The sequence below is a fragment of the Tardiphaga sp. 709 genome (assembly GCF_032401055.1).
Classification (GTDB): Bacteria; Pseudomonadota; Alphaproteobacteria; order Rhizobiales; family Xanthobacteraceae; genus Tardiphaga.
This window is the reverse complement of sequence record NZ_CP135529.1, coordinates 409,819-431,593: the sequence shown is the minus strand read 5'-3', so window position 1 is coordinate 431,593 and position 21,775 is coordinate 409,819. Positions and strand designations below refer to the sequence as shown.

The window sequence follows — 21,775 nt, the reverse complement described above, 5'->3', positions numbered from 1 at the left end:
GTGCATCACGACTGTCTGGCGCTGGCACGCGTCGTCAGGCTAGGGTCGCGCCGCCTGGCGTCCTGACCGGGCTCTTTGCGTGGATTGCCCTTCATGAGTCTGTTTCGCTTCGCCGCCCGCTGCCGCCTCTCGATGCTGGCGGTGATCGCCGCTCTGGCCCTTGTCGGCCCTTACAAGCCAGCCGCAGCCGCGGAATTCCAGCCGCTCGAAATCGTCACCAAGTCAGGCGTGCGGATGTTCTCCGTCGAAATCGCCAAGACCGACGAGGAGCGGGCGACCGGTCTGATGTATCGCAAGGAGCTCGCGGATGGCCGCGGTATGCTGTTCGACTTCACCCCCGAGCAGCAGATCTCCATGTGGATGAAGAACACCTTCGTTTCACTCGACATGATCTTCATCGGCGGTGATGGCCGGGTGCTCCGGATCGCGGAGAATACCGAGCCACAATCCCTCAAGATCATTTCATCGGGAGGCCCGGCACGGGCTGTTCTCGAAGTGGTCGCAGGCACCGCCAAAAAATACGGAATCGCGCCGGGGGACCAAGTGGTCCATCCGCTGTTCAAGAAGCGCTAAGTCATTGAATATAATGGGGGATGGTCGGGGCACTAGGATTCGAACCTAGGACCTGCGGTACCCAAAACCGCCGCGCTACCAGGCTGCGCTATACCCCGACGATGCGGTGTCGATACACGCTTAGGCCGGGGGCAGCAAGGCATCTGCCGGCGATTTCTCGCCTGTCCCGCATCATGTTCGACAACGGGTCTATTCTGCGGCTTTCGACGGCGATGCCTGCTGTTCTGACGCTGTGGGAGCAGCCGGCTTCGGCAACGGCTTGTCCTGCTTCTTCGACCACGAGATGTAATAGGCTACGCAGGTCATGATGCCGATGCCGGCGGCGCTGACGAATATTTGCGCCAGCAGCGAGCCCGACGACATCATCAGCTGGAAGTGGCCGACGAAGGACAGGAACACGCCGACGCAGAATACGGCGAGCGACTGCTGGCCGCATTTGATCAGCGGTTGGAACACCGGCCACTCCAGGCCTTTCCATTCCTTCGGCACGAAGCGAGTGACGAAGAAGGCGATGATCACGAAGTGCAGCACGCGATAGGGCGCGAGGTTGGTTTTGTCGTTCGGATTGAACGCGTCGAACAACCAGTCCGGCATGATCATGTGGCCGGTGTCCGGGAAGCGGCCGGCCATGGTCATGACAAGCGAGAACAAGAGATAGGCGATACCGAAATACAGCAGCACCTTGGAACGGATCACCGAGCGTGACTCGAGCGCGCCGCCGAGCGCGAACCAGGCGCCGAACACAAACAGTAATTGCCAGGTGAACGGGTTGAAGTACCAGACGCCGTAGGGATAGGCGGGCAGATTCCAGCCGAACTGGCGTGCCGCGAAATACAGCGCCAGCGACGCCAGCATCGTCAGATCCGGCTTGCGCAGCATCATCCACAGCACCGGCGGGAACAGACCCATCAGCACAATATAGAGTGGCAGCACGTCGAGATTGAGCGGCTTGAACTTAAGCAGCAGACCTTGCGTCAGCGTCTGGATCGGATTGTCGACCAGACCGGCAACGTTGAACTCGTTGATGATGTCGGGGTCGTTATAGCGCTGCGCCACATAGCCGATGGCGGCGATGTAGATCACGAACAGGATAACGTGGGCGACATAGAGCTGCCAGACCCGCTTGGTGAGGCGCGTAGCGCCGACGATGAAGCCGCGCTCCAGCATCATCTTGGCGTAGACGAAGGACGCCGTGTAGCCGGAGATGAAGACGAACAGATCGGCCGCGTCGGAGAAGCCATAGTTCCGGGTCGTGACCCAGTTCACCACATTGTCGGGGATGTGATCGAGGTAGATCGCCCAGTTGGCGATACCGCGGAATAGGTCCAGCCGAAGGTCTCGGCCTTTGGGGGGAAGGATGGCGTGAATATCCATGGGTGCCGCTTCAGGAGCCCTTCGTGATGCCGAATTGCGAGATCAGATAGACCGCTTCGTGCCCCGATTGTCACGACGCCGCGGAACGAATATACACAATAACGAAGCCGCCAAACGACGGAATCACGGATCAAATTCGTGACAATTGGATATACCAGCCCCGCCGTTTTCACCAATTTGTCGCAGTGTCGCAGCTGACCAAGGCCGATCCCGAGACGCTAATCCCGAGACGAAGGCCCATCCTTAAAAGGCTATCGCATTCCATGACCGCACGTATCTTCAAAGCCCCCAAGAATGCCATGCAGGCAGGCCTCGCCAAGACCAAGGACTGGCAGCTCGATTATGAGCCGGAGCAGGCGCGGGTGATCGAGCCCCTGATGGGCTGGACGTCGTCCAGTGACATGAAGCAGCAGCTGTCCATCCACTTCGACAGTAAGGAAGAGGCGGTCGCCTATTGCGAGCGCGAAGGCATTGCCTATCAGGTGATCGAGCCCAAGGTGCGCGCGCCCCGGACCATCGCCTATGCCGACAATTTTGCGTTCCGCCGCTCGGAGCCGTGGTCGCACTGACGACCGGTTTGCGGGCAAATCAGCCCCCGTAACGCTCCAAATCTCACCCTGACCAGCACCGAAAGTTAGGGTTGCGTCCCGCCACGACGGGATGACACCATCATGGCAGGTCCGTTGCCGGGCCGCCGTGCAAACAAGAAACAGACCCTGCAGGAAACGGAAGCCGATGTCGCTTCGCTCCACGATCGATCCCACCTCGGCCGAGTTCAAACGCAATGTCGATGTGATGAAGGCGCAGGTCGCCGAGCTCAAGGACAAGCTCGGTGCGGTCGCCGGCGGTGGCGGCAAAGCGTCCCGCGCCAAGCACACCGCGCGCGGCAAGATGCTGGCGCGCGAACGTGTCGATCTGCTGATCGATCCCGGCACGGCCTTCCTCGAACTCTCGCCGCTGGCCGCCAACGGCCTCTATGGCGGCGACGTCCATTCCGCCAGCGTCATCACTGGTGTTGGCCGCGTGTCGGGCAGGGAGTGCATGATCGTCGCCAATGATGCGACTATCAAGGGCGGCACTTACTATCCGATGACGGTGAAGAAGCATCTGCGCGCGCAGGACATCGCGCGGCAGAACAATCTGCCGTGCATCTATATGGTAGACTCCGGCGGTGCGTTCTTGCCGCAGCAGGACGACATCTTTCCGGATGAGCGCCATTTCGGCCGCATCTTCTACAATCAGGCGCAGATGTCGGCGCAGGGCATTCCGCAGATTGCTGTCGTGATGGGCTCGTGCACTGCCGGCGGCGCTTATATGCCGGCGATGTCCGACGAGAGCATCATCGTGCGCAATCAGGGCACGATCTTCCTTGGTGGTCCGCCGCTGGTGAAGGCCGCAACCGGGGAGGTGGTGACCGCGGAAGAGCTCGGCGGTGCCGACGTCCATTCGCGGCAATCGGGCGTCACCGATCACTACGCACAGAACGATGGCCACGCCATCGGCATCGCGCGAAAAATCGTCGCGACGTTGAAGCCACCACAGCGGGCCACACTGAACATGCAGGCGCCCCGCGATCCCTTATATGCCGCTGAAGAACTCTACGGTGTCATTCCTGCCGACGCGCGCAAACCGTTCGACATACACGACGTCATCGCGCGCATCGTCGACGGCTCCGAATTCGACGAATTCAAGAAGCTCTACGGCACGACTCTAATCTGCGGCTTCGCGCATATCTGGGGCTTCCCGGTCGGCATCATCGCTAACAACGGCATCCTGTTCAGCGAGAGCTCGCTGAAGGGCGCGCATTTCATCGAGCTCTGCTGCCAGCGCAACATCCCGCTGGTGTTCTTGCAGAACATCACCGGCTTTATGGTCGGCAAGAAATACGAAGCCGGCGGCATTGCGCGCGATGGCGCCAAGCTGGTGACAGCTGTCGCCACGGCCAACGTCCCGAAATTCACCGTGGTGGTCGGCGGTTCCTACGGCGCCGGCAATTACGGCATGTGCGGCCGCGCCTACAGCCCGCGCTTTCTGTGGATGTGGCCCAATGCCCGGATCTCGGTGATGGGCGGCGAGCAGGCCGCGATGGTGCTGAGTCAGCTGCGCCGCGACAATATCGAAGCCAAGGGCGGTACCTGGTCGACCGAAGAGGAGGAAGCGTTTCGCAAGCCGACACGCGACCAGTTCGAGACCCAGGGCAGCCCGTATTACGCGACGGCGCGCCTCTGGGATGATGGCGTGATTGATCCCGCAGATACGCGCCTGGTGCTCGGACTTGGTTTGTCAGCGTCGGCCAATGCGCCGATCGAGCCGACGCGCTTCGGCCTGTTCAGGATGTGATGATGGCCAAAGCCGAAATTTCAAAAGCGTTATATCGCCGCTTTCGCACGCTCCTGATCGCCAATCGCGGGGAGATAGCCTGCCGCGTCATCCGCACGGCGCGCGCCATGGGCTTGCGCACCGTCGCGGTCTATTCCGAGGCAGATGCCCATGCGCTGCATGTCGCGGAAGCCGACGAGGCCGTGTTGATCGGCCCGGCGCGTGCGCGCGACAGCTATCTCAATATCGAGCGCATTCTCGAAGCTGCAAAGAAGACCGGCGCCGAGGCGATCCATCCCGGCTACGGCTTTCTCTCCGAGAGCGCCGAGTTCGCGCAGGCTTGTGCCGATGCCGGCCTGATCTTCGTCGGACCCACTGCGGAGATGATCACTGCGATGGGCTCGAAGTCAGGCTCCAAGGCGCTGATGGAGAAGGCTGGCGTGCCACTGGTGCCTGGCTTCCATGGCGAAGCGCAGGACGACGCGACACTGGCCAAAGCCGCTGACAAAATCGGCTTCCCGGTTCTGGTGAAGGCTTCCGCCGGCGGCGGCGGGCGTGGCATGCGCGTGGTGCGTTCGGCGGCTGAACTGGCTCCGGCCATCGTCAGCGCCAAGCGCGAAGCCAAAGCAGCGTTCGGCGACGACCGAATGCTGATCGAAAAGTATGTCGACAATCCCCGTCACATCGAAGTGCAGATCGTCGGCGACAGCCACGGCAATCTGGTCTCGCTGTTCGAGCGCGAATGTACGTTGCAGCGACGGCATCAGAAGGTGATCGAAGAGGCGCCGTCGCCGACGTTGAACGGCGCGCAGCGTGAGGCGGTTTGCGGGGCTGCACGCAAGGCCGCAGGCGCGGTGAACTATGTCGGCGCCGGCACTATCGAATTCGTCTCTGACGGCAAGGACGTGTTCTTCATCGAGATGAACACGCGCCTGCAGGTCGAGCATCCGGTCACCGAACTGATCACCGGCGTTGATCTGGTCGAATGGCAACTCCGCGTGGCGTTCGGCGAAAAGCTGCCGCTGACGCAAAGCGAGATCAAGCTCAACGGCCACGCCATCGAGGCGCGGGTTTACGCCGAGAATCCGCACAAGAATTTCATGCCTTCGGTTGGTAAGATCTGCACCTGGCGGACGCCCGCTGAGACGAACGGCTTGCGCATCGATGCTGGCTATCGCGAGGGTGACGCGGTGTCGCCGAATTACGATGCCATGCTCGCGAAGGTGATTGCCTGGGCACCGACGCGCGATGCGGCGATCAACCGGCTCAACCGCGGGCTGGAAGAAACCGATATTCGCGGCATTGTCACCAATACGCCGTTCCTGTCGGCGCTTGTAACGCATCCGGATGTGCGTGTGAACACCATCGACACCGGCTTTATCGAGCGTGAATTGAAAGTGTTGACGCCGGACTCGGCGGCGCCTGGCGATCTCGAACTATGCGCGGCTGTCGCCGCCATCGTCGCGAGCGAAGAGCAGGCAGCACGGGCCGCCGGTACCTCGCCCTGGCTGACGGCTGGCTGGATGCCGGTCGGGCGTCGCCAGCGGGTGTTCAAATTCAAGTATGGTTCGGACGAACAGCGCGTGACGTTGAATTACGGCAGCGGTCCTGCAACGATTTCGATCGGCACTCGCGAACTGGGGTTTGAGGCGGCTACGGCCGATGACGGGCATTTCGATCTGACGCTGGACGGAGCGCGCTCGCACATCGTTTCGGTGATCGAGGGCCACGAACTCTATCTGCGCACGCGTCACGGCCGTTTCGACATCCATTGGGTCGATCCGTTCGGCGGCGACGATGAAGAGCAGGTCGGCGAGGACAAGATCGTTGCGCCGCTGCCGGGCACCGTGGTGGCGCTGCTGGCCGAGGAGGGCGCAATCCTTGAGAAGGGCGCTGCCATTCTGACCTTGGAAGTCATGAAGATGGAGCAGACCCTGCGCGCGCCGTTCGCCGGCGTGCTCAAGCGCATCAAGTGCAAGGTCGGCGATATCGTTGGAGAAGGTGTCGAGCTCGCGGAAGTCGAGCCGAGCGCCTGATCTTCTGAAAGACGTGTGAGATTGAAACAAGCATGAGTAATCAGATTCTGTATCGTCGAAGTCGGCCCGCGCGACGGTTTGCAGAATGAAAAGACGCCGGTCTCGGTCGAGGACCGCATCGCCTTTGTGAAGGCGCTGGTCGGGGCTGGCCTGCATACGGTTGAGGTCGGCTCGTTCGTGTCGCCCAAGGCGATCCCGAAAATGATGGGTTCGGATCAGGTATTTCTCGGCGTGCGCGATTTGCCCGGTGAATTCCATGTGCTGGTGCCGAACGAGAAGGGCTACGAGGGCGCGAAGGCGGTCGGCGCGAAAGTCATCGCGGTGTTCGCCTCGGCCTCGGAAGGCTTTTCGCGTGCCAACATCAATTGCTCGGTCGCCGAATCCATCGAGCGCTTCAAGCCGGTGATCGAGCGCGCCAGGGCCGACGGCATCCGCGTGCGCGGTTACGTGTCCTGCGTTCTCGGTTGTCCCTATGATGGCGACGTCGCGCCGCAGGCGGTCGTCGATGTCTCGAAGACGCTATTTGATCTCGGCTGCTACGAAGTCTCGCTTGGCGACACGATCGGTGTCGGGACGCCGTCGAAAGCACGGCAGATGCTGCGCGCCGTTGCTGGCTCGGTTCCCATGCCGAAGCTCGCGATGCACTTCCATGACACTTATGGTCAGGCGCTGGCCAATCTCTATGCCGGGATGGAAGAAGGCTGTCGCGTTGTTGACAGCGCTGCCGGCGGTCTCGGCGGCTGCCCCTATGCGCCTGGTGCGACCGGCAATGTCGGCACGGAAGATGTGGTCTACATGCTGGAAGGCATGGGGATCGCCACGGGCGTCGATATGAACAAGCTGCTCGCTGCGACCAACACCATCAGCGCTCTGATCGGCCGCCCGCCGGTCAGCCGTGTCGCTTCGGCACTCAACGCGAAGACGCGCTGAGAACCACCTGGCGGGCGACAGGATACTTCAGGCCGGGACGTCCAGCGCGAGCTTGAGGAGGTTCGCGGTGAGTGGTGTCTTGGCGACGTAGTCCTTCCATGCCGTATCGCGCGCGATATCGCGCCACTTGCCGACGGTAGCAGCGTCGAGCGCGCTGACCGTGGCGCCGGCCTTCTCATAGACCCTGGACACTTCGACATCGTCCTGCTGCGCGCCCGCCTTGCCGAAGGCTTCCATCTCGGCGCCGACTGAGACCAGAATATCCTGGTGTGCTTTCGGCAACTTGTCGAACACAGCCTTGGACATCATCAGAGGCTCAAGCATGAACCAGTAGGACGCACCCGCGCCGGAGGTCAGATGCTTGGCGACTTCGCTCAGCTTGAATGAGATGAGGCTGGTCGATGACGTGATGCCGGCATCACAGGCGCCGCTCTTCATCGCTGCGTAAATTTCGTTGGACGGCATTGAGAGCACGCGTGCGCCGGCAGTCTGCAGCATCATGTTCATCTCGCGCGAACCGCCGCGGACCGTGAGACCCTTGGCGTCCTCAGGGGCAACCAGTGGGCGCGAGCGGCTAGCCACACCGCCGGCCTGCCAGACCCAGGTCAGCAGCATGATGCCCTTGTCGGCGAGAATGTCGCTCAGTGCCTTGCCGATCGGCAGGTTCTTCCAGCGCAGGCCCTGATCGTAGGTCGAGACCAGACCGGGCATCAGGCCGATATTCGCTTCTGGCAATTCATTGCCGGCATAGGGCAAAGGATAAAGGCTGAGATCGAGAGTCCCTTTGCGCATGGCGGAAAATTGCGCATCCGCCTTGATCAGCGACGAATCCGGATAAACCTCGGCAACAAGGTCGCCGCCACTCTGCTTGGCAATGGCGGCTGCGAAAGTGCGGACCAGACGGTCGCGGAAGTCGCCGTTGTCGATGGTGCCGCCGGGAAACTGGTGCGAGATCTTCAGTGTAGTCGCTACCTGCGCCGTACCGATACCGCAACGAAGGATCGCAGGCACGGCGAGGGCCGATCCAAGGATGTGGCGGCGAGTCAGCATGCGTAACTCCTGAAAGTGTTCGTCTGGTGCCGAGCGGGACAAAATGCGCCCGCGTCCTGTTGCTCCGTCACCGCGCCCCTTCGTTTATACATTCCGAACCGGCGGGCAAGTGATGTTGCGTCGCACGCAATGGCTGTCGGATGCATCATCAAGACTTTTTTGATGCGATGTAACAAACCGCGATCTCCGTACGTCTGGTTCATAGCGACAGACGTCGCGCTTCAGAAATGGATCAGAGGAAAAACATCATGACCGTCTCCACCAGGTTTGCGCTCGGCGTGTCTGCCGCGCTCGTCTCGCTCAGCCTCGCACTGGCACCTGCCGCGTTCGCTCAGGACAAGATGAGCAAGGATGACGGCATGAAAAAGGACACTATGTCGAAAGGCGACGGTATGAAGAAGGATGCCATGTCTCACGACGGTATGAAGAAGGACGATGGTATGAAGAAAGACGGCATGATGAAGAAGGAAGACGGAATGATGAAGAAGTAACGTCTTCAGCCGCATCGCCGTGACGGGCCCGTCCGTGCGACGGGCTTGTCATATTGCGCTGCTCGTTGCTGGACCTGAAAACTCGGCATAGCCTCCGCGCACAAGAAAATGCCTGGGGAGGCCATGATGAACAAAGAACGACGCGTCGTCGTTGCGGCGACTTGTCTGATCGCTGCAACGCTGTTTCCAAGCGTGACGACATGGAGCGCCACCGATGAGATGGGCTTTGTGCGCATCAATCAGGGCGAGGAAGTCTGGAAGAACCCGTTCGGTGTTGGCGTCGAAGTCGCGACACTTTACGGAGATCCCTCAAAGCAGGGCATCTATGTGCTGCGGATCAAGTGGCCGCCCGGCATCATGAGCAAGCCGCACAAGCATCCGGAAGATCGTCACGTCGTGGTGCTGTCGGGCACCTGGTACACCGGCACGGGCGAAGCCTTTGTGCCCGAAAAATCGATCCCGATGAAGACCGGCGGCTACATGGTGCATCCCGCTGGCGCGGTGCATTGGGACGGCACACGGGAAGAGGGCGCCGTGATTCAGATCACCGGCTACGGCCCGAGCGGCAACAATTTCGTCAAACCCGACGAGCCGCAATTCGGCAAAACGAATTGACCTCGGACAATCAATTCAGGCAGCGTGCCATCGGATGATGGCACGCTGATCTCGTGTTTATTTGCGCTTCTTGCGGGCGGCGTAGCGGGCGTCGCGGGCAGCTTTCTGCTGGGCTTCCAGCGCGGCCTGGGCAAGCGCGGCTTCTTCCTTCGCGCGCGCAGCCTGGACTAGAGCAGCGGCGGCTTCCTCGGCTTCGCGGGCCTTCTGGACGGCCTTCTCGGCGTCGCGGATGGCCTTGGCTTCCGCGCGTGCGACGGCAGCGGCTTCGCGCTCGGCGGCGCGCGCCTTCACGGCAGGATCATCGGGGCCCGGTGCTGCCTTGAATTTGTTCAGAATGTTCTTCCTGGCTTCGATCGCAGCCTTCTGACGATCTGCGAAGCTGGGTTCCTTAAATGACATGAACGAGGCCTTGTCGCTTTCTTTGGTTTGGGGTGGGGCATTGTCGGGTGCGGCAGCCGGGCAAACATCCAGGCAATGGCCGAAACTCCGCTGCGGTTTACAGCCGACAGCGCGGCAACGCATCAACTATCTGCGATTTACGGCAATCTTACGCATGATTTGCTGGCAAGGAGGCCTGCGCGAGGCTGTGGCGGAGCTTGCGCAGGGGTGATCCGCGTATATCCGCAAATCCCGGAATCGGGCATGTTTTGGTCATCCGGCGATTTGGAGCGCGCGGAGCAGGCCGCCTGTGCGGCGCGAGGACCGATATGGATGCCCAGAAGACAGCCGTCGATGCTGTGGTCGTTCTGACCGGTTGTGATCGCGACATGGTGACCCACTTCATTCGCGGCCTGTATCTGGCGGGCGTTCGCGACCCCAAGCGACTGACTTTCAAAGGGCTGCAATTCGCAGCAGAAGCAGGCGCTTAGCAACATTTGTAGCCAAAATGGCCATGTTACGGCTTTGCAGCGGCCGTGCTGCTGCCTTGAACCTGCGGTGCCCTCCGGCTGACTGATCAGGAACTTTCCGCGAAACGCGGAGTTCCTGTCGCCATCGGGAGTTATCCATGCAAGCAGCCATCGATCGCGTCATCCGCTCGTTCAGCTTCAAACATCCGGCCTCGCTCGCAGAGCCGATGTCCGACAGTCGCTCGATCCAGGCAAGCGATGAGGCGACAGAGTTGGCGACCCGGTTGCTTGAAAATTACAAGGGTCAGCTGGCCCGACGCAGCTTGAAGCCTGACTGAGGACCGATTCAAGCATCCTCATTGACCGATCTCTATGGATCGCGGCTTCGGGATTCGGCATTGCCAGGACTTGCGTTGCGGTGCGATGACGGGGCATGACTGCGCCGCTCGCAGACCCAACCATCCAGGAGACATGATGCGAAACTCCCAGCGTGCCGTCAGAGCCACGGCCGTCGCGCTCAGTGCGGCCGTGATCGTGGCCGTGTCCGACGTCTCCCTTTCTTCCGCCATGGCGCAAGCGCCTCAAAAACAAGCGCCGCAGAAAATGGCGCCAGCCGCAGGAAAAACCATGACCACAGCTTCAGGCCTCAAGATCGAAGACACCACCGTTGGCACCGGTGCAACGCCGGCCAAGGGACAGACCTGCGTGATGCATTACACCGGCTGGCTCTATGAGAACGGCGTCAAGGGCAAGAAATTCGACTCGTCGGTCGATCGCAACGAGCCGTTCGAATTCCCGATCGGCATGTCGCGTGTCATCAAGGGCTGGGACGAAGGCGTCGCCACCATGAAGGTCGGTGGCAAGCGCACGCTGATCATTCCGCCGGATCTCGGCTATGGCGCGCGTGGTGCTGGCGGCGTGATCCCGCCAAATGCGACGTTGATCTTCGACGTCGAACTGCTCGGCGTCAAATAAGCCCGATCAAACGACCTATGCCTGCGCGATCCTGCGCAGCAACGTTCGTGACGCCTCCTCGCCGGCATAGATGTCGGCGAGGGGCGCTGCCTTCGCGATGAAGGGTGCCTTGTCCGGCTTGACGAATGTCACGCCCATCGCTTCGACCTGCAGGCGCGTTTGCGCCTCGAATGCGGTCCACAGCTCGTTCATGTGATGATAGGACAGGGCGGCGGCTTCGCGGATGATCTCCCGCTGTTTCGGCGTCATGCTGTTGAGCCGGCCGGCGCCTACCAGCAGCACGTCCGGAATCATGGTGTGTTCGTCGAACGAGTAGTGCGTCGCGACTTCAGCATGCTTACCGACAATCAGCGCAGCCACGCTGTTCTCTGCACCATCGACCAATCCCGACTTCAGCGCGACATAGACATTGCTCCATGACAGCTCGATGCCTTCGGCGCCGAACAGCTGCATCAGCTTGACCATGGTCTCCGATGGCTGGATGCGAATCTTCATGCCCTTGAGATCGTCGGGATGAAAGATCGGCTTCCGCCCATAGAAGCTGCGCGCGCCGGCGTCGTAAAAGGTCAGTCCAGTGAGGCCGGCCGATGTGGTCGAGGCCAGAATGTCGTTGCCAACCTCGTTGCTCGTTACTTTCAGCCAGTGCGCGCGATCGCGGAAAGTAAAGGGCAGGTTGAGAACCTTGTAGGCGGGATGGAAGCGTTCGAGCACGCTGGCGCTGACTTTCAGGAAATCCAGTTTGCCGGCCTGTACCTGCGACAGCAGATCGACTTCCTGACCGAGCTGCCCGTCCGCAAACAGCGCGATGTCGAGTTCGCCCTGCGAACGCTCGCGCGCCAGGTCGGCAAAGTGCTGCATGGCCGGGTGGACGGGATGGGTGGTCGGCAGACTATGGGCGAGACGCATCTTCAGCGGTTCGGCGCGCAGGACTGCGGGGCAGGCGACCGCCAGTCCTGCAGTCAGCAAAAGGCGGCGCCGTGAAAGCATGGTCTGACCCGTGGTTCTGGCTGGAAAGATGATGCACGCATCGGCGCGTTCTCTGCGCCGGACGCCATGTTACGTCGGAACCGGAGAAGTTTAAAGTCTGCCGCCAGCTACTTTGGGGCGATTGGCCTGGAGCAGGGCGATATAGCGGTTCTTGGCATCGGGCGCGACGGCACCGCGGCTGGCCAGATGATGCACACAATTCAGCGCCAGATCGAACGAGCCGTAGCAATGATGCGCGATCAGCGCGAGGTGCTTGAGCTGCTCGCTATCCATCGCCTCCGCCTGGATGAAATCCCGGACATAGACGACGTCGGCCTCGACGAGTTGATTGATGGCAGCAGCAGGGTTGGGGCCCATCATCGGCGCAATCATCTTCTTGTTGATGGCCGCGAACATGTGCGGAATGAAGCCGAGGCTGCGCAGTTCGAGATCGATGTCGCCGAACACCGGCTGCTTCTCATAGAGCGGCACGAAGGAGACTTCGGTCTGAATGGCGACAGCCTTGGCCAGTTTGCTGTGACCGTTCCTGAACACCGACAGTTCGCCACCCTGAATGTCGATCTTCAAGAGATCGACGTGCTCGATCTCGGCGATATCGTCGAGCCGCCGTGTATCGAGCGGGAGCCTGTCGACGACACGTCCGAGCTCGGTAAAATTCGGAAAGTGCGTGAGTGTTTTGGGTTCAGGCTGCAGCAGGCTGGCAAAGCCGATGCCGCGGCAGATGTTCAGCGTATGGCTGCCGCCATCGCCGACGGCATAAGGAAGATAGGTCTCAAACGCGCCCTTGCGTGCCTGCAGTTGCGCCAATGCCTGCGGATGCGGATCGAAACCGGTCACGCGGCAAAGTCCGCTTTGCAGCATCGGCTTGTAGGGCGGGTCACCGTCAATGGGATTGGCACCGATATCGACGACAGCGGTCGGCCGCGCAGGCTGGAGCAGTGCGGATAGTCCATCATCGTTGCGTCGAATCGCGCCCTGCCGCATGCGTACCTTTCCTGCGAATGGTGCGACAATGCGTGCTTCAGTGGGCGCAGGCAGCGTGTCAGAGTGTCGCGCGACAATTCGAGCGATTGAGGTATTTGGCGCCGGAATGGAGGACGAATGAAAGACGAACAGAGAGACGACGCCGCGCGCCGCCGCCCCGTCCATCATTCGCCGCTGTTCTGGATCGGTGTTGTTCTGTGTCTGGCTGCGATCGTCATCTATGTGATGTCCTACGACCTGTCATGGCCGGTCCCCAGATAACGACGCTCACGCTTTCTTTGGCTTCTTCCTGGTTGACGTGTTCAGCGCCGCCGCGGCGCAGATGAGCGCCTTCAGCGCCTTTTCGTTGATCTTGTCGCCTTCATGAATATCGATGGCGCGGCGGGTGTTGCCGTCGAGGCTGGAGTTGAACAGGCCTGACGGGTCATCGAGCGATGCGCCCTTCGCGAAGGTCATCTTCACGACCGCCTTGTAGGTCTCGCCGGTGCAGATGATGCCCGCGTGTTCCCAGACCGGAACGCCGCGCCACTTCCATTCCTCGACCACGTCGGGGACGGCCTGCCTGATGATCTTTCGGACGGAAGCGAGCATCTCACCGCGCCAGTCACCCAGCTCCTTGATCTTCGTGTCGATCAGCGCGGAGGGAGAACCTGCCTCGTTGATCTCCGTCGATGTGCTGGGCGTCTTTTTTGCCATGCGCTCCCCTTCGACGCCCGGAGCCATACAGCTCTGTTAGTGGTGCTTACCTACGTGCCGTGAAAATAACCCGGCCTGTTTCGAGCGTCCAGCCTTCCGCTACAGGCGAACGAAAAACCGCTACGCGCTGCGTATTCCGGATCGCGAACCAATTCCGGTGTCACGCAATTGCGTGTAGCCTTGAACCACCAGCGCATGGCGTGATCTCGTAGCGTTTTTCTTATCCAGTTCAGTCGCATTCGAGAGCATTCCGCCCGTCACGGCGTGTTTGCTTTCATCAACTATGTCGCGACGATTCTGCTGAATGGCAAAAGCAGATTTTTAAGATGTGCTGCGCTAGTCGTGACAGTAGCAATCGCCAAGATGACTCGGAGGAGTCCGGATATGACGTATCGCCACGCTGTCGCCCTTGCGGCTGTCCTGTTGGGGGGCGTCAGCGCCGTCCATGCCCAGACCCTGCCATCCTACATGGCGCCGATTTCCGGGTTGACTGCGACAACGCCTGCCGAGACCGCCACCAAGGACATGCTCGCGCTCAATACCGGCATGTTCGAGCTCTATGGCGATGCAGCGAAAGTCTTCCGCGCCAATATCCTCGCCAAACATCCCGTGATCCTCGGTCTGTTCTCCGGCGCCGGCGGCAAGTTCACGTTGTACCAGCCCGGCAAGCCGCCGGTCGATGCGCCTTCGGTGCCAATGGTCTATCAACTGCTCAAGTCGGTCGGCCACAGCACCATGGCACTGGCCGAGGTGGTCGGCCCCTATGTGAACAATCCCGATAACAAATCCTGGCTCGGTTCGATGAAGGCCTATCGCAGCCGCATGCAGTCGGCGCTGGATGGCCTCGATCTCACGCCGATGCAGGCCGATTGGCGCGACAACAACCGCACCATTCTGCAGAACAACCTGGCTTTCATGGACGAGTGCATCGCCAAGGGCGTCATCCCCTTCGATACGCTGGAGACATTTGGCAAGAAGCAGGCGCCGTTCCTTACGAAGAACGTGGCCTGGGCCGCGCAGACCCAGGTCAATCACTGGATGACCGTGCTGGGCGACTGGAAGAAGATGCTGGGTCCCGATTGGGACAAGGCCTATGCCGCGAGCAATACGATTTACGTGGCACGGCAGAACAACGTGCTGTTCAGCGTGTTGGCGCAGTTCTTCCCGCCGGAAGCCATCAATGATCGGTTGTTGCTGATCGAAACCGTGTCATTCACCACCACGCAAGCCGACATGCTGGAGTCGCTGACCCGCATCATCGCCGATCGCTCGGTGGGCTCGCTGTTCTTCGGCAACTATCACCTGATGGATTATGAATTGATGGGGGGCGACGCCCGCGCAGCTATCATCGCCGAGAGCGCCAAGCGCGGCATGACGCCGTTCCTGCCGCCGGTGGTGCCGTTCGGCTCGAACCAGTGGCCGACGCTGATCACGACCGGACCGGGGCCGGCCACCATCGCCGATCTCAAGTAATAGGCGCAGCGGCGGACGGCTGTCGATCAGGGGTGGAAGCATGCGGACTTCGCGTCGCGAGTTCATGAAATGGGTATCGGTGGGCGGTATTTCGCTCAGCCTGTCGCATCTGGCTGCGGCGGAGCCGGTGGCGTTCCCGGCACGCGAGACACTGCCGGGGCGGGGCAAGTTGAATCCCGCTATCGGCGGTGCCGGTCGTGTCGATGGCGTCGCCAAGGTCACCGGCTCGAAACTCTATGCGTCGGATTTCCGGGCGAATGACCTGCCGGGCTGGCCCGAGAAAACCTCGCACGCCATTCTGGTGCGCGCGCCCGATGCCACCCATGTCTATCTCGGTATGGATCTCGCGCGGCTGAGCGGCGCGCTGAAGCCGACGGTGATCGTCACCGCAGCGGATCTCGCCAGGATCAACGCCCGCGTGCCAGCCTTCTATGAGGGCGATCTGTTTTGCCCGGTCGGCAAGACGCCGCTCTATATGGGCCAGCCCGTTGCGTTGCTGATCTTCGAAACGTTCGACAGCTATGACCGCGCGCGGATCGCCTTGCGCGATGGCACTTTCGTGCAGTTTGGCGAGGAGACGGGTCCGATCGAACTGCCGAACTATGCGGCGTATCGTTTCACCCGCGTTGCCGGCGCGACACCCGATGCGCCCGATGTCTATTCGCCAGTCCTGGCCGGTTGGGTCACGCCCGGCCGTACCCAGGCGTCCGCGCTGCCGGTATGGTCCTCGACCGCGCACAAGAACGAGACGGGTTACGAGAAGGCTGCGGTCTATGGCGACCGGATCCGTGCCGAGATCGCCGCCAGCGAGTCTTCGGCGCTGGTGCTGGATCGCACCTTCGATACGCAGTCTGTCGATCCGATGTTTCTGGAGCCGGAATGCGGGCTGGGCTGGTACAGCGCAAAGGACAAGGCGCTCGAACTGGTGCTGGGCGTGCAGTCGCCCTACGAGGCGGCGGAATCAATTGCGTTTCTGCTCGGCGAGGCGAAAGCGCCGTTCAAGCCGAGCGAGATCAACGCCCAATTCGCCTATGTCGGCGGCGGCTTCGGCGGCCGCGACCATACGCCCTTCATTCTGTATGTGACGCTGGCGGCGATGTTCTTCCCGGACCGTCCGGTGCGGCTGGCGCATGATCGCTATCAGCAGTTTCAGGCAGGCATCAAACGCCACGCCATCAAGATGCGGTCGCGCATGTCTGTCGATCGGGCTTCCGGCAAGATCACAGCGTTCGCCGCCGATCACGTGCTTGATGGCGGCGGTCTCGCCAATTTCTCGGCCAATGTCGCCACCTGCGCCGCGACGGCCGCGATCGGCATCTATGACGTGCCCAAGGTCGATGTCACGACAGTGGCGCAGCATACCCGCGGCGTGACCGCGGGCTCGATGCGCGGTTACGGCTCGCTGCAGACCATGACTGCGCTGGAAGTTCTGATCGACGAAGCGGCGCATGCGCTAAAGCTCGATCCCATCGACTTCCGGCGACGCAATGCCCTGAAGCAGGATGGCCGCACCATGACCGGCAATCCCTATATCGTCTCGGTGCGGAGCCTAGAGGTTCTCGACAAGCTCGAGCAGCACCCGATCTGGCAACAGCGTGCGGCGGAGAAGGCGCGTGCCGCGAGCGGCGTGCTGGTCGGAACGGGCGTGGCCTGCGTGACCAAGGATTACGGCACCGGCGGTGATAGTTCGAACGGTCGCGTCGAGCTCAGCCCCGACGGCAGGATCGCGATCTTCTGCGACCATGTGGAGATGGGCAACGGTATCGGCACGGCGCTGGCCAATCGCGTCGCATTGCATCTCGGCAGCATCGCCGACGAGGTGGCGGTGTCGCAGGTCGGCGTGTTCGATGCGCTGGAGTTGGTGACCTCCGGCGATTGCTACACCATGGATCAGAAGACCCAAGACAAGGCCGAGAAGGATCCGCGCTGGGTGCCATCGATCAGTTCGGCCACCTCAGCCTCCATCGGCGCCCATGTCGGAACGCATGCGGCGGCAGAAGCAGCGCGGGCGATCTTCCGCTTCGGTCTGTGGCCGGCGGCGCTGGCGCTCTGGAATATCGGCCCGCGCGATCCGCGGGCCAGGGACTTTGCCAAGGCGGAGTGGAAGGACGGGCTGCTCACAATGGTGGGCCTGCCGTCGCTGCCCTTGGCGAAACTCGCCGCGACGGCGCATGCGCGCAATCTCGTCACCGGCGCTGTGGCCCATGGGTTCTCGCGCTGGGCGTGGGCACGCGCGCGTTTCCCCATCGGCAGCGAACAGTATCGCGCCGAGATCGACGGGCTCGCGCTGCGTCGTGGCGCTGGCAAGTTCACGCGCATCAACCGCACCAGCGTGCTTTTCCCGCCGACCGACAACAACCGGATGGGTACGGCCTATACATCGGCATGCGGCGCAACGGTGCGTGTCGAGATCGAGAAAGCGACCGGCGCGCTACGCATCGCCAAAGCCTATACCGCATTCGAATGCGGGCAGGCGCTGGTGCCGGAGGTTGTGCTTGGCCAGGCACAGGGCGGCTTCGCCATGGGCGTCAGCTATACGCTGCTGGAAACGCTGCCGCCGTTCGAGGGCGGGCCCGGTAACGGACAATGGAATCTCGGTCAGTATCTGGTGGCGCGAGGATCCGATCTGTCGCTGCGCGACGTCGAGATCGAGCTGATGCCGCCGCTGACGCCGGACGAATTACCGAAGGGCATGGCCGAGGTGGTGATGATCCCCATCGTGCCGGCATTGCTCAACGCCATCCATGACGCCATCGGACACCGCTTCGCAGCGTTGCCGGTGACACAGGCCATGCTCAAGGGAGCGCTCGCGTGACGACACTGGGCATCACCATCAACGGACAGGTCCATGCGCCCACCGAGGTGCGCGACGATCTCTCCATGAACGACTTCCTGCGTGAATATCTGGGCATGACCGGCACCAAATTCGGCTGCGGCGCCGCGCAGTGCCTGAGCTGTGTCGTGATAGTCGACGAGCCCGATGGCAGCTGCCACACCAATCCGACCTGCGTGACCTCGGCGGCAAGCTTCCATGGCAAGGCCATTCGCACGGTCGAGGGCCACGCCAAGAACGGCGAACTGTCGCCGTTGCAGAAGGCCTTCATCAGGCATTTCGCGTTCCAGTGTGGCTATTGCACCGCCGGCTTCCTCAATGAGGGGCAGGTGCTGCTCGAGCAGATGGCCAAGACGCCTGTGCCGCGCGCGGGCCTTGAAGAACGTATCGTCGAAGCGCTCGATGGGCATCTGTGTCGTTGCACCGGCTACGTCAAATATCATGAGGCCGTGATCCTCAGCGATGCGAAGCGCTATCTCATTCAGGAGCCGCGCGGATGAGAGCCGAGACGCGCGTCAAAACGCTGGTTGTCGTCGCGACGCTTGGGATGAGCATGCTCACGGCCTATGCGGCCGGGCAGGGCGCGTCGAAAGGGCTGGCGAGCCCGGAGAGTTTCAATGGCATCGCCGATACCAATGCGCGCTCGGCGGCGATCTTCACCGAACTCGGCAAGGTGCTGACGCATCCGCGCTGCGTGAACTGCCATCCCGCCGGCGACGTGCCGCGGCAGGGCGATGCGCGCCGTCTGCATCAGCCGCCTGTCACGCGCGGGCCCGATGGTCACGGCACTGCGGCGATGCGCTGCAACTCCTGTCACAAGGACGCCAATTTCGAACCCGGCCGCATCCCCGGTCATCACGAATGGCACCTCGCGCCGCGCGAGATGGCATGGGAAGGCAAGACCGTCGCCGAGATCTGCGCGCAGATCAAAGACCCCGCACGCAATGGCGGCCGCAAGGTCGAGGATCTGATCGACCACATCGGCAAGGATACGCTGGTCGGCTGGGCCTGGGCGCCAGGTTACGGACGTGCGCCTGCGCCGGGCACGCAGGCGGAGGCGGGCGCTCTCGTGGAAGCCTGGGCAAAGACGGGCGCAGCCTGTCCGGGCTGATGCCACGACGCCATTTCATTGGACAGGATGGCGATCCCGGCGGGATCTCGAACCTGCAACCCACGGAGTGGAAGCCCGCTATACGAGCAGAGAAATCGTGGAGATGCGGTGACCGTTTACTATTATAATTTACTGCGCGCCGAGCAGTCGCTCCATGTCTTCCCGATAAAGTAGTTTCACCAGCATTCGCTGCTCTTGCGGCAGCGTTGCCTTAGCGTAGCACCGCTTCGACATTGGATGCGCAATCCTCTTCGATACTACAATGTGTCCAGTTACCGCTCGTCCTTGTTCTTGCGCGATTTAGATCGTTCAGAAAGGAAAACAAGGAACTGAAGCACACGCCGTAAGTTTGAAGACCGCTTTTGAAAGTTGGTCATTTCATTCACACGGAGTAACGCTATGTCGAAAAGCGCATTGCTTGCTTGTGCGATTATCTGCTTTGCATCACAGGCTGAAGCCCGCAAGGGAAGTCATCACCGAGCGCGCGCGTGGTGTGGGACATATCTCAGCAAATACCTTCACCAATCCGATCGACGTCTTGCTCGTGCTCGCGAATGGGCGCGCGTTGGTTCGAGCGCCGGGGGCCCGGGCATTGGAGTAGTTGTGGTCTGGCCACATCATGTCGGCATCATAACGGGGCAAGCTGCCAACGGCGAATGGATAGTACACAGTGGCAACGATGGCGGCGCGGTAAGAACTCGTCCTCGATCAGTTTCGCGCGCTATCGCTTTCCGTCGCGTTTAACGACATCGTTAGAGTCGCCACGCGTTCTTAGTCACTCCCGGTAAGTGGGTCTCACTTCAGCATTCACCGGCGAAGCACGGCACTAGCGCGCCGTTTGCCAACGTGCAGCCGACGATGATGGTTGTGATCGACATAGGACTGCACAAGCGACTTGGTGAATGCTTGAGAGGTATTGAACATTTGCCGTCGTCTCAAGCGCGAGGCGCGCCAAGATCATCCCGATGTCTTCCCAGGCATGATCGTTTCGGGAGAACGATTTAGGAATCTCGTGTTGCGTGCATTTATCGGGACTAGACGGGAAAGCCTGAAATCAAAGGGGAGATACAGGCGCGGCAGTGGCGGCAAAGTAAGTTGCGATCAACGCTTCTACGTTTCGGTCGATTTCGGTTTGGCTTTCCACCACTGGCGAATTCTCAGACAAAGCACGCCGAAAACATAAAGCCCGAAGGCTGTCATCACCACCGAGACGCCGAGCACCCAACAAAGTTCAAAGGGTCGCTTTCGAAGCTGATGAGTCTTGAGTGGATGGGACTGCCGCTACTGCGGAAGCGGCCAAGCAGCTGTCCGGTAGACAGCAAGCGGTATAACTCTGAAATCCCAAGCCAGGTCGTAAAGGCGAACACACCCAATCCGACCAGGATAACAGTCACCTGTTTTGTGAGGGATAGCCATCTCTCCATAGGCAAACTTATCGCACGAGACGCGCGGCTCCGCGTAGAGGTTGCTTGGCATACCAAGCTGAGAGCGAATACAGATTTCGTGTTGCGCGCACCCAGCGGGACTAGACGGGAAAGCCTGAAATCAAAGGGGCTTAGCAATTGCACGGCGCAACACGGAAATCCGCAAAGAACGAATGCGATACGCTGTCACGCCATTGATATGATGGGAGAAATGCTGGCGATCCCAGCAGGATTCTGAACCTGCAACCCACGGAGTAGAAATCCGTTACTCTATCCAGTTGAGCTATGGGACCGGCGCGTCGTCATATCATCGTCGGTTTGGCTTGGACAGACCGGGTGAATTGGCCGGATTCGAACACGGTTTTCAAGCATTAGGGTGGTTGGTGAGCTGGCCTTTCTCTTGCTGATTGAGCGGTGAACCCGCGATTTCAGCCAGAAAGTGTGCCGACTTGATCCGCTTTTCGTCCCAAAACCGAACGTCCGTCTGTGCCTTTGACGTCGCTTCGATTCCTGTCCCGTTCGGGGATCGTCTCGCAGATTCGACGTTGGCAGACTGGCGGGCCCTAAGGCTCCGACGGCGGGGGCCGCGATGGTGGCTTGCCGTCCTTGCCATTGTCACTGGAGATGCCGCGCTGGCCGCGATCGCCTGGCTCGCCGTCGACGTCATCCTCAAATAGCTGCTCCGGGAAGCCGTATTGCCTGGTTACGAAACGGCCGGCCATATAGGAGATCTGGCACGCGATCAGACATCCCGTCGTGACCGCCACACCGCCCAGCGCCGGAAATCCCTGGCTCCATGTCACGACAGCGGACAGCACCGCGACCAGCACGGTCGTCACGATAATGACCCATACGGGGCCGACGAGTCCGACGGCGAGGCCCGCCAGTGAACTTGTCGCCAAGAGAAGTTCGATCATGATGCGATGCGCCCAGAAGGACCGAACGGTCGGGCGATCGCCGTGATCATCCGATGCCGCAAGGCGCACCCATCTGACCGCAGCTGGAAGACTTGGGTACCCGTGATCTCCGGTCGTCCCCAACAGGCTGTTTTTAGTC

The 21,775-nt window shown here is 61.1% G+C and carries 22 protein-coding genes and 2 tRNA genes; 15 read left to right on the top strand and 9 right to left on the bottom strand.

All coding sequences use genetic code 11. From position 1 onward, the window contains the following. The first annotated feature begins 132 nt into the window (after nt 1–132). Complete coding sequence (locus tag RSO67_RS02260) at nt 133–573, top strand: DUF192 domain-containing protein (RefSeq protein ID WP_315844150.1); 441 nt, start codon at nt 133–135, stop codon at nt 571–573. Between the two features lie 21 nt (nt 574–594). Here RSO67_RS02260 and RSO67_RS02255 read toward each other — a convergent pair. Continuing rightward, nucleotides 595–671, bottom strand: a tRNA-Pro gene (locus RSO67_RS02255). A gap of 91 nt (nt 672–762) precedes the next feature. Further along, complete coding sequence (locus RSO67_RS02250; protein WP_315842174.1) at nt 763–1,947, bottom strand: OpgC domain-containing protein; 1,185 nt, start codon at nt 1,945–1,947, stop codon at nt 763–765. Between the two features lie 263 nt (nt 1,948–2,210). On the opposite strand from RSO67_RS02250, the gene RSO67_RS02245 reads away from it, so the two are divergent. The 4 genes from RSO67_RS02245 to RSO67_RS02230 all read left to right on the top strand — a co-directional run bounded on the left by RSO67_RS02245 (nt 2,211) and on the right by RSO67_RS02230 (nt 7,232). After that, entirely contained in the window at nt 2,211–2,516 is a 306-nt protein-coding gene (locus RSO67_RS02245; RefSeq protein ID WP_315842173.1) for an ETC complex I subunit, read from the top strand. 166 nt (nt 2,517–2,682) lie between these two features. Then, a complete protein-coding gene (locus RSO67_RS02240) occupies nt 2,683–4,287 on the top strand; it encodes a carboxyl transferase domain-containing protein (RefSeq protein ID WP_315842172.1) in 1,605 nt (534 codons plus the stop codon). Between the two features lie 2 nt (nt 4,288–4,289). Further along, nucleotides 4,290–6,302 carry an acetyl/propionyl/methylcrotonyl-CoA carboxylase subunit alpha gene (locus RSO67_RS02235; RefSeq protein ID WP_315842171.1) on the top strand — a complete coding sequence of 671 codons (2,013 nt, stop codon included), beginning with the start codon at nt 4,290–4,292 and terminating at the stop codon, nt 6,300–6,302. Between the two features lie 39 nt (nt 6,303–6,341). Continuing rightward, nucleotides 6,342–7,232, top strand: a complete 891-nt coding sequence (locus tag RSO67_RS02230; protein ID WP_315844149.1) for a hydroxymethylglutaryl-CoA lyase — start codon at nt 6,342–6,344, stop codon at nt 7,230–7,232. Between the two features lie 27 nt (nt 7,233–7,259). Here RSO67_RS02230 and dctP read toward each other — a convergent pair whose 3' ends face one another. Continuing rightward, on the bottom strand, nt 7,260–8,282 hold the full coding sequence (gene dctP, locus RSO67_RS02225) for a TRAP transporter substrate-binding protein DctP (protein WP_315842170.1): 1,023 nt from the start codon (nt 8,280–8,282) through the stop codon (nt 7,260–7,262). 248 nt (nt 8,283–8,530) lie between these two features. On the opposite strand from dctP, the gene RSO67_RS02220 reads away from it, so the two are divergent. After that, nucleotides 8,531–8,773, top strand: a complete 243-nt coding sequence (locus RSO67_RS02220; protein WP_315842169.1) for a pentapeptide MXKDX repeat protein — start codon at nt 8,531–8,533, stop codon at nt 8,771–8,773. Between the two features lie 126 nt (nt 8,774–8,899). After that, nucleotides 8,900–9,388, top strand: coding sequence for a cupin domain-containing protein (locus tag RSO67_RS02215; RefSeq protein WP_315842168.1), 489 nt, complete (start codon nt 8,900–8,902; stop codon nt 9,386–9,388). A 57-nt stretch (nt 9,389–9,445) separates the two neighbouring features. On the opposite strand, the gene RSO67_RS02210 is transcribed toward RSO67_RS02215, so the two are convergent. Beyond that, nucleotides 9,446–9,787, bottom strand: a complete 342-nt coding sequence (locus RSO67_RS02210; protein WP_315842167.1) for a DUF6481 family protein — start codon at nt 9,785–9,787, stop codon at nt 9,446–9,448. Between the two features lie 308 nt (nt 9,788–10,095). On the opposite strand from RSO67_RS02210, the gene RSO67_RS02205 reads away from it, so the two are divergent. The 3 genes from RSO67_RS02205 (at nt 10,096) to RSO67_RS02195 (ending at nt 11,211) form a co-directional block, all read left to right on the top strand. Then, a complete protein-coding gene (locus RSO67_RS02205) occupies nt 10,096–10,257 on the top strand; it encodes a hypothetical protein (protein ID WP_315842166.1) in 162 nt (53 codons plus the stop codon). A gap of 137 nt (nt 10,258–10,394) precedes the next feature. After that, complete coding sequence (locus RSO67_RS02200) at nt 10,395–10,574, top strand: hypothetical protein (protein WP_315842165.1); 180 nt, start codon at nt 10,395–10,397, stop codon at nt 10,572–10,574. Between the two features lie 136 nt (nt 10,575–10,710). Further along, nucleotides 10,711–11,211 (top strand): FKBP-type peptidyl-prolyl cis-trans isomerase, encoded by a 501-nt coding sequence (locus RSO67_RS02195; protein WP_315842164.1) that lies wholly within the window; start codon nt 10,711–10,713, stop codon nt 11,209–11,211. A 15-nt stretch (nt 11,212–11,226) separates the two neighbouring features. Here the strand turns inward: RSO67_RS02195 and RSO67_RS02190 are convergent, their stop codons facing one another. Continuing rightward, nucleotides 11,227–12,198, bottom strand: a complete 972-nt coding sequence (locus RSO67_RS02190) for a TRAP transporter substrate-binding protein (protein WP_315842163.1) — start codon at nt 12,196–12,198, stop codon at nt 11,227–11,229. Nucleotides 12,199–12,288: 90 nt separating this feature from the next. Next, a complete protein-coding gene (locus RSO67_RS02185; RefSeq protein ID WP_315842162.1) occupies nt 12,289–13,182 on the bottom strand; it encodes an FkbM family methyltransferase in 894 nt (297 codons plus the stop codon). Between the two features lie 117 nt (nt 13,183–13,299). On the opposite strand from RSO67_RS02185, the gene RSO67_RS02180 reads away from it, so the two are divergent. Next, on the top strand, nt 13,300–13,443 hold the full coding sequence (locus tag RSO67_RS02180; RefSeq protein ID WP_315842161.1) for a hypothetical protein: 144 nt from the start codon (nt 13,300–13,302) through the stop codon (nt 13,441–13,443). A 6-nt stretch (nt 13,444–13,449) separates the two neighbouring features. On the opposite strand, the gene RSO67_RS02175 is transcribed toward RSO67_RS02180, so the two are convergent. Continuing rightward, entirely contained in the window at nt 13,450–13,878 is a 429-nt protein-coding gene (locus RSO67_RS02175; RefSeq protein ID WP_315842160.1) for a DUF1801 domain-containing protein, read from the bottom strand. 384 nt (nt 13,879–14,262) lie between these two features. Here RSO67_RS02175 and RSO67_RS02170 point away from each other — a divergent pair, with 384 nt between their 5' ends. From RSO67_RS02170 to RSO67_RS02155, 4 genes are read left to right on the top strand one after another with little or no spacing between them, the layout of a single operon-like run. Beyond that, on the top strand, nt 14,263–15,351 hold the full coding sequence (locus tag RSO67_RS02170; protein WP_315842159.1) for a hypothetical protein: 1,089 nt from the start codon (nt 14,263–14,265) through the stop codon (nt 15,349–15,351). A gap of 40 nt (nt 15,352–15,391) precedes the next feature. Then, nucleotides 15,392–18,166 carry a xanthine dehydrogenase family protein molybdopterin-binding subunit gene (locus tag RSO67_RS02165; RefSeq protein ID WP_315842158.1) on the top strand — a complete coding sequence of 925 codons (2,775 nt, stop codon included), beginning with the start codon at nt 15,392–15,394 and terminating at the stop codon, nt 18,164–18,166. Beyond that, complete coding sequence (locus RSO67_RS02160; RefSeq protein ID WP_315842157.1) at nt 18,163–18,684, top strand: (2Fe-2S)-binding protein; 522 nt, start codon at nt 18,163–18,165, stop codon at nt 18,682–18,684. Before RSO67_RS02165 ends, RSO67_RS02160 begins: the two co-directional genes overlap by 4 nt. Continuing rightward, on the top strand, nt 18,681–19,295 hold the full coding sequence (locus tag RSO67_RS02155) for an Isoquinoline 1-oxidoreductase subunit (RefSeq protein ID WP_315842156.1): 615 nt from the start codon (nt 18,681–18,683) through the stop codon (nt 19,293–19,295). Before RSO67_RS02160 ends, RSO67_RS02155 begins: the two co-directional genes overlap by 4 nt. A 1,639-nt stretch (nt 19,296–20,934) precedes the next feature. Here the strand turns inward: RSO67_RS02155 and RSO67_RS02150 are convergent. Next, nucleotides 20,935–21,012: transfer RNA gene (locus tag RSO67_RS02150), tRNA-Arg, on the bottom strand. A 270-nt stretch (nt 21,013–21,282) separates the two neighbouring features. Then, nucleotides 21,283–21,636, bottom strand: coding sequence for a hypothetical protein (locus RSO67_RS02145; protein ID WP_315842155.1), 354 nt, complete (start codon nt 21,634–21,636; stop codon nt 21,283–21,285). Nucleotides 21,637–21,775 lie beyond the last annotated feature (139 nt).